This window comes from Micromonospora sp. RTBAU3-60, from assembly GCF_054963695.1.
This window is the reverse complement of record NZ_JBUEGB010000014.1, coordinates 173,617-186,854: the sequence shown is the minus strand read 5'-3', so window position 1 is coordinate 186,854 and position 13,238 is coordinate 173,617. Positions and strand designations below refer to the sequence as shown.

11 protein-coding genes are annotated in these 13,238 nt (G+C 72.5%); 8 read left to right on the top strand and 3 right to left on the bottom strand.

What is annotated here, in order from left to right; all coding sequences use genetic code 11:
* Window positions 1-67 precede the first annotated feature (67 nt).
* The 3 genes from ACY34I_RS16915 (at window position 68) to ACY34I_RS16905 (ending at window position 3,921) form a co-directional block, all read left to right on the top strand.
* Window positions 68-1,069: an ABC transporter permease gene (locus tag ACY34I_RS16915; protein ID WP_462755951.1), complete on the top strand. Its 1,002-nt coding sequence runs from the start codon at window positions 68-70 to the stop codon at window positions 1,067-1,069.
* A 12-nt stretch (window positions 1,070-1,081) separates the two neighbouring features.
* On the top strand, window positions 1,082-2,068 hold the full coding sequence (locus ACY34I_RS16910) for an ABC transporter permease (RefSeq protein WP_462755950.1): 987 nt from the start codon (window positions 1,082-1,084) through the stop codon (window positions 2,066-2,068).
* Between the two features lie 107 nt (window positions 2,069-2,175).
* A complete protein-coding gene (locus ACY34I_RS16905; RefSeq protein ID WP_462755949.1) occupies window positions 2,176-3,921 on the top strand; it encodes an ABC transporter substrate-binding protein in 1,746 nt (581 codons plus the stop codon).
* A 57-nt stretch (window positions 3,922-3,978) separates the two neighbouring features.
* Here ACY34I_RS16905 and ACY34I_RS16900 read toward each other — a convergent pair whose 3' ends face one another.
* On the bottom strand, window positions 3,979-6,123 hold the full coding sequence (locus ACY34I_RS16900; RefSeq protein WP_462755948.1) for a S9 family peptidase: 2,145 nt from the start codon (window positions 6,121-6,123) through the stop codon (window positions 3,979-3,981).
* An 86-nt stretch (window positions 6,124-6,209) separates the two neighbouring features.
* Here ACY34I_RS16900 and mshB point away from each other — a divergent pair, with 86 nt between their 5' ends.
* The 3 genes from mshB to ACY34I_RS16885 all read left to right on the top strand — a co-directional run bounded on the left by mshB (window position 6,210) and on the right by ACY34I_RS16885 (window position 8,697).
* The gene (gene mshB, locus ACY34I_RS16895) at window positions 6,210-7,133 is read left to right on the top strand and encodes an N-acetyl-1-D-myo-inositol-2-amino-2-deoxy-alpha-D-glucopyranoside deacetylase (protein WP_462755947.1); all 924 of its coding nucleotides are present in this window, start codon (window positions 6,210-6,212) and stop codon (window positions 7,131-7,133) included.
* A gap of 17 nt (window positions 7,134-7,150) precedes the next feature.
* Complete coding sequence (locus ACY34I_RS16890; RefSeq protein WP_462755946.1) at window positions 7,151-7,624, top strand: hypothetical protein; 474 nt, start codon at window positions 7,151-7,153, stop codon at window positions 7,622-7,624.
* A gap of 608 nt (window positions 7,625-8,232) precedes the next feature.
* Window positions 8,233-8,697, top strand: coding sequence for a hypothetical protein (locus ACY34I_RS16885; RefSeq protein WP_462755945.1), 465 nt, complete (start codon window positions 8,233-8,235; stop codon window positions 8,695-8,697).
* Window positions 8,698-8,718: 21 nt separating this feature from the next.
* Here ACY34I_RS16885 and ACY34I_RS16880 read toward each other — a convergent pair whose 3' ends face one another.
* The gene (locus ACY34I_RS16880; RefSeq protein ID WP_462755944.1) at window positions 8,719-9,693 is read right to left on the bottom strand and encodes a GNAT family N-acetyltransferase; all 975 of its coding nucleotides are present in this window, start codon (window positions 9,691-9,693) and stop codon (window positions 8,719-8,721) included.
* Window positions 9,694-9,772: 79 nt separating this feature from the next.
* On the opposite strand from ACY34I_RS16880, the gene fdxA reads away from it, so the two are divergent.
* Window positions 9,773-10,099, top strand: coding sequence for a ferredoxin (fdxA, locus tag ACY34I_RS16875; protein WP_148795702.1), 327 nt, complete (start codon window positions 9,773-9,775; stop codon window positions 10,097-10,099).
* Window positions 10,096-11,205 (top strand): succinyldiaminopimelate transaminase, encoded by a 1,110-nt coding sequence (dapC, locus tag ACY34I_RS16870; protein WP_462755964.1) that lies wholly within the window; start codon window positions 10,096-10,098, stop codon window positions 11,203-11,205. Before fdxA ends, dapC begins: the two co-directional genes overlap by 4 nt.
* Window positions 11,206-11,363: 158 nt before the next feature.
* Here the strand turns inward: dapC and ACY34I_RS16865 are convergent, their stop codons facing one another.
* The gene (locus ACY34I_RS16865) at window positions 11,364-13,205 is read right to left on the bottom strand and encodes a M48 family metallopeptidase (RefSeq protein WP_462755943.1); all 1,842 of its coding nucleotides are present in this window, start codon (window positions 13,203-13,205) and stop codon (window positions 11,364-11,366) included.
* Between the last annotated feature and the right edge of the window lie 33 nt (window positions 13,206-13,238).

The window sequence follows — 13,238 nt, the reverse complement described above, 5'->3', positions numbered from 1 at the left end:
TCCCGGAGACGGGAACGATCAGCCAGGACTCCGGGCCGGTCGGCGCGACCGCCGAGGAGGTGTCGAAATGAGCCTGTCCCCGGTCGAGGGCGTGGCACTCGCCGAGATCGAGTCCACCGGTGAGGGTTCGGAGCAGAAGGGACTCGTCGGGCGTTCACCCGGCCAACTGGTCTGGAACCGGCTGCGACGCGACCGCACCGCGCTGGTCAGCGGCATCGTGCTGGTCCTGCTCATCCTGGCGGCGGTGGCGGCGCCGCTGATCTCGCGGCTCTACGGGACGTCGCCGAGCCAGCAGTTCGGGGACCTGCTGGACGCCACCGGCATGCCGCTCGGCTACGTCGGCGGGGTCAGCGGCGACCACTGGTTCGGACTCGAACCGGGCCTGGGCCGGGACATCTTCATCCGGATGATCTACGGCATCCGCACCTCCCTGCTGATCGCGCTCGGCGCCGCCGTGGTGACCACGACGATCGGCGTGGTGCTCGGGATCATCGCCGGCTACCTGGGCGGCGTGGTCGACGCGGTGATCGGTTGGTTCACCGACGTCGCGCTGGCGATGCCGTTCCTCGTCTTCGCGCTGGCCGTGGTGCCGACGTTCTCGCTGCGCTTCTACGGTCCCCGCGACGCGATCCCGACCTGGTTCGCGGTCACCACGCTGATCGTGGTCTTCGCCGCGTTCGGCTGGACCGGCACCGCCCGACTGGTACGCGGACAGGTGGTGTCGCTGCGCGAGCGGGAGTTCGTGGAGGCGGCCCGGGCCAGCGGGGCCGGGCTGTGGCACATGCTCTTCCGGCAACTGCTGCCGAACATCTGGGCCCCGATCCTGGTGGCGTTCTCGCTCGCCGTGCCGTCGTACGTGACGGGCGAGGCGGCACTGTCCTTCCTCGGCGTCGGGTTGCCCGAGTCGGTGCCCAGCTTCGGCCGGATGATCTACCGCAGCATCGACTACCTGCAGACCGACCCGGCGTACGTCTTCTTCCCCGGCATCACCATCTTCGCGCTCGTGCTGGCGTTCAACCTCTTCGGCGACGCGCTGCGCGACGCGCTCGACCCGAAGTCGTCACGGTAAGGGGTTCGGCACATGGTGCGGTTCCTGCTGAAGCGGCTGCTGCTGGCGGTCTCGGTGCTGCTCGCGGTGAGCGTCGTCAGCTTCCTGATGTTCTTCGCGCTGCCCCGCGATCCGGTGACCGGCATGTGCCCGAAGAACTGCAACGCCGAGCGCCTGGAGCGGGTGCGTACCGAGCTGGGGCTGAACGATCCGAAGCCGCAGCAGTACGTCAACTACATGAAGGGCATCTTCGTCGGCCGCGACCTGGGCAGCGCGCAGGGCGGCAAGTGCGAGGCGCCCTGTCTCGGCTACTCCTACGTCAACAGCGAGGCGGTCAGCGACACCTTCGCCCGGGTGCTGCCGGTGACGCTGAACATCGTGCTCCCGGCGGCGGTGCTGTGGCTCGCCATCGGGGTGGGGCTCGGGATGATATCGGCACTCCGGAGAGGTTCGCTGCTCGACCGCGTCTCGATCGGGCTCACGCTGACCTTCGCCTCGTTGCAGCTCTACTTCGTCGGGGCCGTGCTGCTGCTGATCTTCGTCTACTCGCTGAAGATCCTGCCGACACCGCGGTACACGCCGATCTTCGACAATCCGGTGGAGTGGGCCCGTGGGTTGGTGCTCGCCTGGTTGACCCTGGCCCTGCTCTTCTCCGCGATCTACGCGCGGCTGTCCCGGGCCCAGATGCTCGAGACGCTCTCCGAGGACTTCGTGCGGACGGCCCGGGCCAAGGGCGTGGCGAAGCGGAAGGTCTACGGGCGGCACGCGCTGCGGGCGGCGATCACGCCGATCGTGACGATCGCCGGCCTGGACGTGGGCGCCGCGCTCGGCGGCACCGTCATCACCGAGACCACCTTCGGCATCCAGGGGCTGGGGCGTACCGCGGTGGAGGCGGTCCGTCAGGGTGACCTGCCGACCATCATGGCCACCGTGTTGATCTCCGCGCTCTTCGTGGTCATCGCGAACATCGTGGTCGACCTGCTCTACGCGTTCATCGACCCGCGGGTACGCCTCGGCTGACCCCCCGTAGCCCGGGTGCCGATCGTTGTGCCCCCGTTATCTGCTCGAAATTTACCGCGAGCGAAAGCTAGGCGAAGCTTTCCTTCATCGGACCCGGAGGAGTGAGTATGCGAGCAAGACTCGCCACCGCCATGGGCGGTGCGATGGCACTGGTGGTTGCCCTCAGTGCATGCAGCAAGAACACCGGCGACAACGCCGACAGCGTGGACAACAACAAGCCGCGCACCGGCGCCATCGCGACCGACCCCAAGGACTCGCTCGGCCCGGCGCCGGAGGTGCCCGGCGCGGCCAAGGGCGGGACCTTCTACATCCTGCGGGAGAACAAGATCTCCCACCTGGACCCGCAGCGGGTCTACTCGTTCGCCGGCCTGATGGGGAGCCAGCTCTACGCCCGCTACCTCACCACGTTCAAGGACGACGGCAAGGGCAACGTGACCCTGGTCGGCGACCTGGCCGAGACCCCCGGCAAGAACGTCAACAACGACTGCAAGGTCTGGGAATTCAAGATCAAGCAGGGGGTGAAGTTCGAGGACGGCCGCCCGATCACGTCGAAGGAGATCGCGTACGGGATCGCCCGCTCGTTCGACCCGGACCTCACCGGCGGCCCGACCTACCTGCAGGAGTGGCTGGTCGACAGCCCGCAGTACGACACCAAGTGGAACTTCAAGGCCAACAAGACCTCGCTGCCGCCGGGCCTGACCACGCCGGACGACCACACGCTGCGCTTCGAGTTCAACAAGCCGCGCTGTGACCTGCCGTTCGCCGTGTCGCTGCCGGCCACCGCGCCGCTGCCGCCGGACAAGGACACCGGCGTCAACCTCGACCTCCAGCCGTTCTCGTCCGGGCCGTACAAGATCACCAGCCACAAGCCCGGCGTGGAGATGGTGCTCGAGCGCAACCCGAACTGGGACCCGGCGACCGACGCGGTGCGGCACGCCTACCCGGACAAGTTCATCTGGTCGTTGGGCGCGGACAACGCCACCCAGACCAACCGGGTGCTCGCTGGCACCGGCAACGACGCCGCGGCGGTGGCCACCGGTGGCGTTCCCTCCGAGCTGATCGCCAAGGTCACCGGCGACGCCACGCTCAAGGAGCGGATGATCGTCGCGGCGACGCCGAACGCGTACCGGCTGAGCATCAACACCTCGCGGGTCACCGACCTGTCCGTGCGGCAGGCGATCAACTACGCGATCGACCGCAGCAGCATCACCAAGAACCTCGGCGGCCCGTACGGCGCCGTGCCGCTGACCACGCTGCTGCCGCCCACCACGCTCGGCTACAAGAAGTTCGACGCGTACCCGGCCGGCGAGAGCGGCAACCCGGACAAGGCGAAGGAACTGCTCGCCGGCAAGACGGTGAACCTGGTGCTCGGCACCTCCGACGACACCCCGTCGCAGGAGACGGCGACCCAGGTCAAGAACGCCCTGGAGAAGGCCGGCTTCACCGTCACCATCAAGCCGATCCCCGAGGACGGCTACCTCGACTTCGTGAAGAAGAAGACCAACCCGTGGGACATCTGGGTCGACTCGTGGGCGGCGGACTGGCCCAGCGGCGCTTCGATCCTGCCGGTGCTCTTCGACGGCCGGAACATCAAGGCCGAGGGCAACAGCAACACGTCCCAGCTCAACAACGACGCCATCAACGCCGAGTTCGACCGGGTGCTCGCGGAGGACCCGTCGAAGCAGGCCGAGGAGTGGAGCAAGCTCGACGAGCGGCTCATGAAGGAGTCGGCGCCGGCGGTGCCGCTGTACAACGAGGTGGTCTCCGTCGCCCACGGCGAGAAGGCCGGCGGCCTCTTCATCGGCAGCATCTTCGGCTGGCCCAGCTTCGTGGACGCCTACGTGAAGCAGTGACGGCCTGAGAGAGGGGCCCCTACCTGACGCCCGGCGTCAGGGAGGGGCCCTTCTTCGTCACAGGTTCCGGCGGAGGAAGTCCAGCTCCAGGCGGAGCAGCCGTTCCGCGACGCCCCCGGCGGCCATGTGGCTGGCCCCGGTGAGCGGCAGCACGGCGTGCGGCCGGCCGGCGGCCAGCAGCGCCGCGGAGAGCCGCAGCGTGTGCGCGGCCACCACGTTGTCGTCGACCAGGCCGTGCACCAGCAGCATCGGCCGGGCCTGCGCCGGGTCGCCGACCGGTTCGGCGGCCAGCTCGACCAGCGAGTGGTGGGCGTAGACGTCCATCCCGTCGTCCGGCATGCCCAGGTAGCGCTCGGTGTACGCGGTGTCGTACAGCGCCCAGTCGGTGACCGGGGCGCCGACGATCGCGCAGCGGAACAGCTCCGGGTGGCGCAGCACCGCCAACCCGGCCAGCCAGCCGCCGAACGACCAGCCCCGCACCGCCACCCGGGCCAGGTCGAGATCCGGGTGCTTGCCGGCGAGCGCGGTCAGCGCGTCCACCTGGTCGCTCAGGATCACGTCGGCCACCCGGCGGTGGATCGCCTTCTCGAACGACGGGGCGATGCCCGGGGTGCCGCGGTTGTCGATGGTCACCACGGCGAAGCCCTGCTCCGCCCACCACTGCCGCTCCAGCCAGGCCGCCCGGGTGGCGATCACCTCCTGGTGCCCCGGCCCGCCGTAGACGTCCAGCAGCACCGGCAGCTTCGTGCCCTTGACGTGCTCGCCCGGGTAGAGCACCGCGCTCGGCAGCCGCCGGTCGGTCACCCGGACCATCATGGGCCGCGGCGCGTACGGCGGGACCGCGGCCAGCGAGCGCAGCTCGCCCACCTCCCGGTCGCCGTGCCACACCGACCAGCGGATGCCCGGGTGCTCCAGCGAGGCGGCACCGACCACCAGCGTGGCGCCGCCGATCGCGGCGGTGTGCCAGCCCGGGTCGCTGCCCATCCGGCGGGCGTCCACCCCGCCGCCGATCACCGTGCGCACCCGGTAGAGGTGGCGCTGGCTCGGCTCGCCCTCGCTCGCCTCCACCAGCAGGTCGGTCGGCCCGCCGCCGCTGGTGGGCAGCCGCCCCACCACCCGGCGTACGTAGAGCGAGGGCGGGGTGAGCAGGGTGCCGTCGGCGAACAGGCACCGCGCGTCGTACCCGTCGTGGGCCAGCTCGCCGCCGACCAGCACCCGGCCGTCCGGCAGGTGCGCCGGGGTGCCCGGGATCGGCTCCACCCAGCGCGGGTCGGCCAGCTCCGCGTGCACCTGCGTCTCCCCGGTACGCGGGTCGACCGCGAGCACCAGCCCGTGCTGCTGCGAGCGGCGCAGCACGGTGATCAGCGGCCCGCCGTCCGCCCAGTCGACCGAGGTCAGGTACGGGTAGGTCTCCCGGTCCCAGTGCACGTCGACCCAGCCGCCGTCGAGGTCGAGCAGGTGCAGGCTGACCTCCGCGTTCGGTCCGCCCGCCCGGGGGTACGCGACGGTCGTCGGTGGGCTCGCCGGGTCGGCCGGGTCGTGCAGGTGCCAGTGCGGCAGCCGGGACTCGTCCACCCGGGCGGCCAGCACCGAGCGCCCGTCCGGGGCCCACCAGTAGCCGCGGAACCGGTCGAACTCCTCCGCCGCGATGTGCTCGGCGAGCCCCCAGGTCACGCCGCTGTCCTCACCGGCGAGGAGGTTGTCGGTGCCGTCCGGCTCGACCACCCGCAGCTGGCCCCGGCGTACCCCCTCGGCGGCGTCGGTGACGTAGGCCAGCCGCTCGCCGGTGGGGTCGGGGCGGGGGTCGATCACCGGGCCGATCGCGGCCACCTCGACCACGTCGCCGTGCAGCAGGTCGGCCCGGAACAGGCGGCCGGCCAGCGCGAACGCGGCCACCCGGCCGGCGGCGTCCAGGGCGTACGAGCCGATGCCGCCGGCGGCGAGCCGCAGCCGCTCGCGCAGCGCCCGCTCGCCCGGGGCCAGCGCGGCCGGGTCGCTCTCCGAGCCGAGCAGCACCCCCGGGTCGGCGACCAGCCGCTCCTCGCCGGATGCGACGTCCAGCAGCCAGAGCGCGTCGGCCGGGTCCTCCGGCCCAGAGGAGCGCAGGAAGATCACCCGGGAGCCGTCGTCCGCGACGGAGACGGCGCGCGGCGCCCCGTGGCTGAACCGACGGGTACGGGCGGCCAGCTCGGGATAGTCCACGCCTCGGATCGTAGAGGCGCGCCGGGCGTGATGTGGCCGACCTGCGCGGACGCGCCAGCCTCGGTGGAGGAGGACCGCCGGATAGAGTGACGGTCGTGACGAAGCTGCCCGATCGACGCCTCCTGCTGGTCCACGCGCATCCCGACGACGAGTCCATCGGCACCGGCTCGACGATGGCCCACTACGCGGCCACGGGCGCTCACGTCACCCTGGTGACCTGCACGCTGGGCGAGGAGGGCGAGATCCACGTGCCGGAGCTGACCCAGCTCGCCGCGGCCGAGGCCGACCAGCTCGGTGGCTATCGGATCGGCGAGCTGAGCGCCGCCTGCGCCGCGCTCGGCGTCACCGACCACCGCTTCCTCGGCGGCGCGGGCCACTACCGCGATTCCGGCATGATGGGCCTGCCCACCAACGAGCACCCCCGGGCCTTCTGGGGTGCCGACCTCGACGAGGCCGCCGGCCACCTCCTGGAGATCATGCGCGAGGTCCGCCCGCAGGTCATGATCACGTACGACCCGAACGGCTTCTACGGCCACCCGGACCACATCCAGGCGCACCGGGTGGCGATGCGCGCCCACGAGCTGGCCGTCGCGGAGGGGATCGCCCCGGCCAAGGTCTACTGGACGGCGATGCCGCGCAGCGTGCTGGAGGCCGGCCTGGACGCCTTCACCGAGGCCTCGGACAACCCCTTCGCCGGCATCGACAGCGCCGACGACCTGCCGTTCGGCACGCCGGATCCGGAGATCGCCGCGCGGATCGACGCCACCGAGCGGCACGCCGCCAAGGAGGCGGCCATGCGCGCCCACGCCACCCAGATCCCGGCCACCTCCTGGCTCTACTCGATCGCCGGCAACTTCGGCGCCGAGTTCATGGGCGTCGAATACTTCACCCTCGCGGTCGGCGAGAAGGGCCCGGGCAACGGCCCGTACGGCTGGGAGGACGACCTCTTCGCCGGGCTCCCGCTGGACCGGCCGGACCGGTCCCCGGTCGCGGCGGCCGGCCTCCGGTGACGCTGCCGGCCGTACCGATGTCGGTCGCCCCCGAGCAGCAGCCCGCCGCGCCGCCGGCCCGGCCGGCGCGGGCACTGGACGTCGCCCTGCGCGTCGCCGGCGGCGTGGTGGCGGTCTGGGCCGGCGTGCTGGCCGCGGTGCTGGATCTGCTCTTCGCCACCTGGGCGTGGCAGGTGGTCAAGGGCCTGTCCGGCGGTGCGGCCAAGGGCCTGGTCGGCACGGCGCTCGCGGTGGGCGGAATCGCCGCGGTGGTGGTGCTGACGATGCTGGTGGCCTCGTTCGCCCACGCCGCGGTCGGCGCCCGCTGGGCGGTCGCGCTGCCGGCCCTGCCCTGGTTCGTGGTGATCGTCGCCGGCGGGCTCCGGACCACCGAGGGCGACCTCGGGCTGAGCGGCGACAACCTGCTCGGCGTGGCGCTGGTCGTGGCCGGCGCGATCACCTTCGCGGTGCTGGGTTTCCGGCAGCTCGTGGTGCCCCCGACCGCCCGCTGAGGCCGTCACCGCCTGAGATGAGCCGTGCGAGGTCGACGCGGCACGGATCGAGGGCGGGCAGCAGCGCCCCGTCCCGGTGGGCGCATCCGGCGGCCCGGCCCGGGCCGTAGATCGACGAAGCTCGGGGCGCGTCGGTGGGCGCGTCCGGTGGATCGGCCCGGGCTGCAGGTCGATGACGCTCGGTGATTTCGGAGTCGGAGAGGGCGGAAGGTCTTCGCTGCCTTTGCTCTGCAGCCATCGACGCAGCAGTAACGTTGCGTAACTTCGCTCGGGTCAGTGCGCGATCCTGCTTGCGACGGAAAGGCCAGTTCAGAGCGGTGCTGCGTCCGTGGCTGCAGAGCAAAGGGCCGAGAGAGGTCTTCCGGCTGCGATGCGGGCTCTCACGCTGAGTGATCGACAGTCGGTCGTTGCGGAGCGTAGTCGGTCACGGCGGCCGTGACGGGCGGAGCGGCCGACCCGACCGGCGCGGGCCCGGATCGGGCCGGCCCCGAAGACCCGGTGCGACGCACTTCGGCCCGGACGGGTGCAGACGTCGCACAGGCTGCGGTGGTAGATATTCCTGCCAGGGAGCCCGCCGCGAGGGCGGGCGCTACGGCGGGAGGCGTGCGATGAGGGAGCGGTGGCGCGCGGTCGGCGTGCTGGCGGCGGCGCTGTTCGTGGTCAACGTGGTGGCCCGGCTGGTGTCCAAGTTCGCGTTCCCGAACGACGACACCGCCAACGACCGGGTGTCCCTGGCGATGTTCATGGCGATCGGGCTGGTCCTCGCGGTGCTGGCCTTCCGCTGGGGTGCCGACCGGCCGCTGGGCAGGCTGGCCGGTGACCTGGGCGCCGCGGTCGCCGTGGCGCTGGCGCTGACCGTGTTCGTCGGTCCGCTGCTGGTCGGGGACAACCCGTTCGGCGGGGGCGCCGGGCTGTTCTTCGCCCAGATCTGGCTCTACCTGGCGGCCACCGTGGCCGGCGTGCTGGTGGGCTACCTGAGCCTCACCGCGCTGGGTCGGGACTACCGCTCGCAGCAGCTCAAGCGGTTCGCCGAGCTGAAGGCGGCCAAGCCGCGCAAGGTGGTCCGCCGCTGATCCTGGCCCCGCCCCGGCCGGTCAGGCCGAGGCGACCCGGGTCAGATAGGTGTGGTGGGTGGTGAAGCCGAGCCCCCGGTAGAGGTTCACCGCCGGGGTGTTGCGCTGCTCCACCTGGAGGAACGCGCGCGTGGCGCCCTCCGCCGCGCCCCAGTCGACCAGCGCTCGGATCACCCGGCCGGCGAACCCCTGCCGGCGCGCCTCGGGCAGCACCTCGATCAGGGTCAGGCCGAGCCAACGGCCCTCGCCGGTCACCGTGCCCCGGCCGACGGCGAGCAGCCGGCCGTCGGCGTACAGGTGGGCGAAGCGGATCTTCTCCACGGCGGTGAGCACGTGCCGGGCGGCATCCGGCAGGCCGCCCTTGCGGCCCGCGGCTATCGCCAGCCAGTCGTCCGACGGGCTCGGGGTGAGCTCGACCGGGGGCAGGCCGGCGCCGGCCCGCCGGGCGGGTGGCGCCGCGGGTGCGGCCAGCGCGGCGAGCGGGGCGGTCTGCACCAGCACCGGGGGTCGGGCCGCCCAGCCGCGGGCGTCCAGCTCCGCTCCGACCGGCGCGGCGAGCGGCAGCGGGGTGTTCACCAGGGCCGGCTGGCCGTGGTCGGCGTACCAGCGTTGCACGGCGTCCAGCGCGGCGGGCAGCGGACGGTCGGGATCGCCCACCGGCAGCGCCGAGTTGGCCCGGCCGGTCCAGCCCGCGGCGCTGCGCAGCAGCCAGTCGCCGAGCCGCCCGCGTACCGGGGCGGGCCAGGCCTCGTCGGCGGCCAGTTCCAACGCGGCCACCGCGGTGGCGGTGGGCCGGCGGGCCGCCGGAACCCGCTTGGCCCGGTGCACCTCGCCGACCGGGACCCGGAGCCGCCCCTGGTCGGTGGCCAACGTGATGTGGGTCTCGCTCAGCTCGACCAGATCGCCGAGCGCGTCGGAGAAGAGCGGTCTGCCCTCGCGAATCCCCACAATCCGGCGGACCACGATCCGGTGTCCTACGTCCTGCTGTCGGAGCACGATCGACCCCCTCCCCGGCGAGATACTAGGCTCTTACCGTCGCGGGTGATCGCGATGAGTCTTGCGGAGGAGAAGACCGGTGACCTACATCATCGCCGAGCCGTGCGTGGATGTGCTCGACAAGGCATGCATCGAGGAGTGCCCGGTCGACTGCATCTACGAGGGCAACCGGATGCTCTACATCCACCCCGACGAGTGCGTCGACTGCGGTGCCTGTGAGCCGGTCTGCCCGGTCGAAGCGATCTTCTACGAGGACGACGTCCCGGAGCAGTGGAAGGACTACACCGGGGCCAACTACGAGTTCTTCGAGGACCTGGGCTCGCCCGGCGGCGCCTCCAAGATCGGCAAGGTGGACAAGGACGCGACGTTCGTGGCCGCCCAGCCGCCGCGCGGAGAGGGCCACTGAACCGGCCCGCGCCGGTCTCGTCGCGGCTGCCCGAGTTCACCTGGGACACCCTGGACGCCGCGGCCGCGACGGCCGCGGCGCACCCGGACGGTCTCATCAACCTCTCCATGGGCACGCCCGTCGACCCGGTGCCGCCGGTGATCCGGCAGGCGCTGGCCGACGCGTCGAACGCCCCGGGCTACCCGCTCACCGCGGGCACCCCCGCGCTGCGCGACGCCATCGCGGCCTGGGTGGCCCGGGCCTGCGGTGCGGGCGTCGACCGGCTCGGAGTCCTGCCGACGATCGGCTCCAAGGAACTGGTCGCCTGGCTGCCCACCCTGCTCGGCGTCGGGCCGGGTGACGTGGTGGTGGTGCCGTCCATCGCCTACCCGACCTACGAGGACGGGGCCCGGCTGGCCGGCGCCACCACGATGCGCACCGACTCACTGACCGCGGTCGGCCCCACCCCCCGGGTACGGCTGGTCTGGGTCAACTCGCCCGGCAACCCGACCGGGCGGGTGCTGCCCGCCACCCATCTGCGCAAGGTCGTCGACTGGGCCCGCGAACGCGGCGCGGTGGTGGCCAGCGACGAGTGCTACCTGCCGCTGGGCTGGGACGCCGAGCCCGTCTCGATCCTCTCGCCCGAGGTCTGCGGCGGGTCGTACGAGGGGGTGCTGGCGGTGCACTCGCTCTCCAAGCGCTCCAACCTGGCCGGCTACCGGGCCGGGTTCGTCGCCGGTGACCCGGCGCTGGTGGCCGAACTGCTCAAGATCCGTAAGCACGCCGGCATGATCGTGCCCGCCCCGGTGCAGGCGGCGATGGTGGCCGCGCTCGGCGACCAGGCGCACGCCGACGAGCAGCGGGAGCGCTACCGCGCCCGGCGCGAGCGGCTGTACGCGGCGTTCACCGGCGCCGGCTTCACGGTCGAGCACTCGGAGGCCGGGCTCTACCTGTGGATGACCCGGGACGAGGACTGCTGGGAGACCGTCGACTGGCTGGCCCGGCGGGGCATCCTGGTCGCCGCCGGGATCTTCTACGGCCCCGCCGGCGCCCGGCACGTCCGGGCGGCGCTGACCGAGTCCGACGAGCACATCGCGGCCGTTGCCGATCGTCTCGCGCGGCCCTGACCGTCGCCGGGGCGGCCGCCGCATCGGTTGACTCAGCCGTCGCCGGGCGGCTCGCCCAACCCTGACCGTCGACCGCGGCCGGCCCCGCGTGGGATCCACGCGGCGGCCGGCCGCCCTCGCGCGGCGGCCGGCCCGCTGGGGTCGGCCGCCGCGTCCGGTCAGTCGTCGAACTGCTCGAACACCCGCAGCAGGGTGTCCCGGCTGTGCTTCTCCAGCAGCTCGCTGGCCATCAGCTCCTGCACCTGCACCGTCCGGCCGTCGTGCAGGGTCAGCGTCGCCTTCAGCGGCACCCGCTTGGTCACCTCCACCGAGCGGATCTCCTCGTACGGCAGGTACGGGTGGCGGCTGGCCAGCTCGGCGATCGGCGTCGCGCCGAGCACCTGCTTGAGCCGCTTCTCGCCCTCGTGGGACTTCCCCGGGTCGGGGACCAGGACCAGCCCGTTGTCCAGCACGAACACGTCGTGCTCCCGGCCGTCGATCTTGATGTTGGCGAGGGCGCCGATCAGGTCGGCGTTGCGCGCGGAGGCGCGAGCCTGCACCACCGTCGACTGCCGCACGTCGACACCGCGCTCGGCCAGGCGGGCGAGCGCCTCGTCCAGGGTCTCCGGGGAGACCGCCAGCTTCGCGATCTCGGCCAGGTCCCAGGGCTCGCCGGAGCGGCCGACCAGCTGAGCCGGACCGGACCAGGAGAGCTGCCAGTACGCCTGCCCGGAGCGGACGGCCGCGTTGTCGAGCAGTGTCTCCATCGGCCCGGCGAAGGCGGCCGCGGCCTCCTTGCGGGTGGCGCCGGTGAAGAACTGCTCGGCGAACTCGCCGAGCCGGCCGGCGCGGACCAGGTCCAGAATGGCCGGCAGCCCCGGCGACGGCGTACCGGTGAACCGGCCGGCCGCCCGGTAGAGGTGGTCCGCCCGCTCCTGCACCGAGGCGGCCACCGACTCCGCGGTGAACTGGGCCCAGGGCAACGAGCGCCGTGACCCGTACGCCACGACGGCGCCCTGCAGGGCGCGGCCGGCGGCGGCCACGTCGGCCAGCATGAGCGACGCGGGCCGGTCGTCCGGGGCCACCGGCACCGGGGCCATCTGGGCGATCGCGGCCACTCGAACCCCGACCGGCGGGTGGGTGTCCCAGCGGGACGGCTCCCGGTCCGGCGCGTTCTCCCGCAGCTCGTCGATCTCGTCGCGGCGGGCCTCGAGCAGGTGACCGAAACCGCCGAAGAAGTCGTCCGGCGCCAGCCCGGCCGCCCAGCCCGGGTCGATGTACCGGGTCTCGTAGAAGTTCCAGGCCGCGCCGAGCACGGGCAGCGTACGCAGCGCGGAGGTCATCGCCTCGTGGCCGGCGAGGCGCACCGCGGCCTGGTCCGCCTCCAGCTCCTGCCGCCGCACGTTGGCCCGGTCGACCAGCAGGTAGAGCTTCGAGTAGCCCTTGAAGACCCACCCGATCGGGTTGCGCGGGCTGATCCGCTCGATCGTCTCCTCGATGGCCAGGCGGCCCCGGTAGGCGACCCCGCCCAGGCGGGTGTGGCTGCCCGAGTAGTGGCCGAGCTCGTGGGCGAGCACCGCCCGGAGCTGGTCGACCCGCATCCCCTGCAGCAGCGGCAGGCCGACGTAGAGGGTGCGCCGGCCGCCGAGCAGGCCGAGCAGGCGGCTCTGCTCGCTGACCGCCGCGTTCACGTTCGGCACCAGGCGGATCTCGTCCGGCGCCCGGGTGCCGACCGCCTGCGCCAGCTCCCGTACGGTCGCCCAGAGCAGCGGTGCCCCCTGCTCGCTCAGGATCAGGCCGGGCGCCGGTTCGCTCTTGGTGCTGATCGCCTTCCACATCCCGACGGCCACCGCACCGAGGGCGAGCAGCAGCGGGAGCAGCAGCTTCACGGTCACCGCGCCGGTGGTGTGGTGGAACAACCACACGCCGAGCGCGGCCACCGCGGCGAGCTGCAGCAGCGCGACGACGTAGAAACCGATCAACATGACCACCGAGGCGAGTGCCCGGTACGTCGCGGACATGTGCTTCCTTTCCCCGTGAGAAGAGCCCGCCGT

Bases quoted from the DNA above. Each gene is read 5' to 3' on its own strand.
- ACY34I_RS16915 (WP_462755951.1), top strand. From the start codon at position 68: ATGAGCCTGTCCCCGGTCGAGGGCGTGGCACTCGCCGAGATCGAGTCC.
- ACY34I_RS16910 (WP_462755950.1), top strand. From the start codon at position 1,082: ATGGTGCGGTTCCTGCTGAAGCGGCTGCTGCTGGCGGTCTCGGTGCTG.
- ACY34I_RS16905 (WP_462755949.1), top strand. From the start codon at position 2,176: ATGCGAGCAAGACTCGCCACCGCCATGGGCGGTGCGATGGCACTGGTG.
- ACY34I_RS16890 (WP_462755946.1), top strand. From the start codon at position 7,151: ATGTCGGTCGCCCCCGAGCAGCAGCCCGCCGCGCCGCCGGCCCGGCCG.
- ACY34I_RS16885 (WP_462755945.1), top strand. From the start codon at position 8,233: ATGAGGGAGCGGTGGCGCGCGGTCGGCGTGCTGGCGGCGGCGCTGTTC.
- ACY34I_RS16865 (WP_462755943.1), bottom strand. From the start codon at position 13,205: ATGTCCGCGACGTACCGGGCACTCGCCTCGGTGGTCATGTTGATCGGT.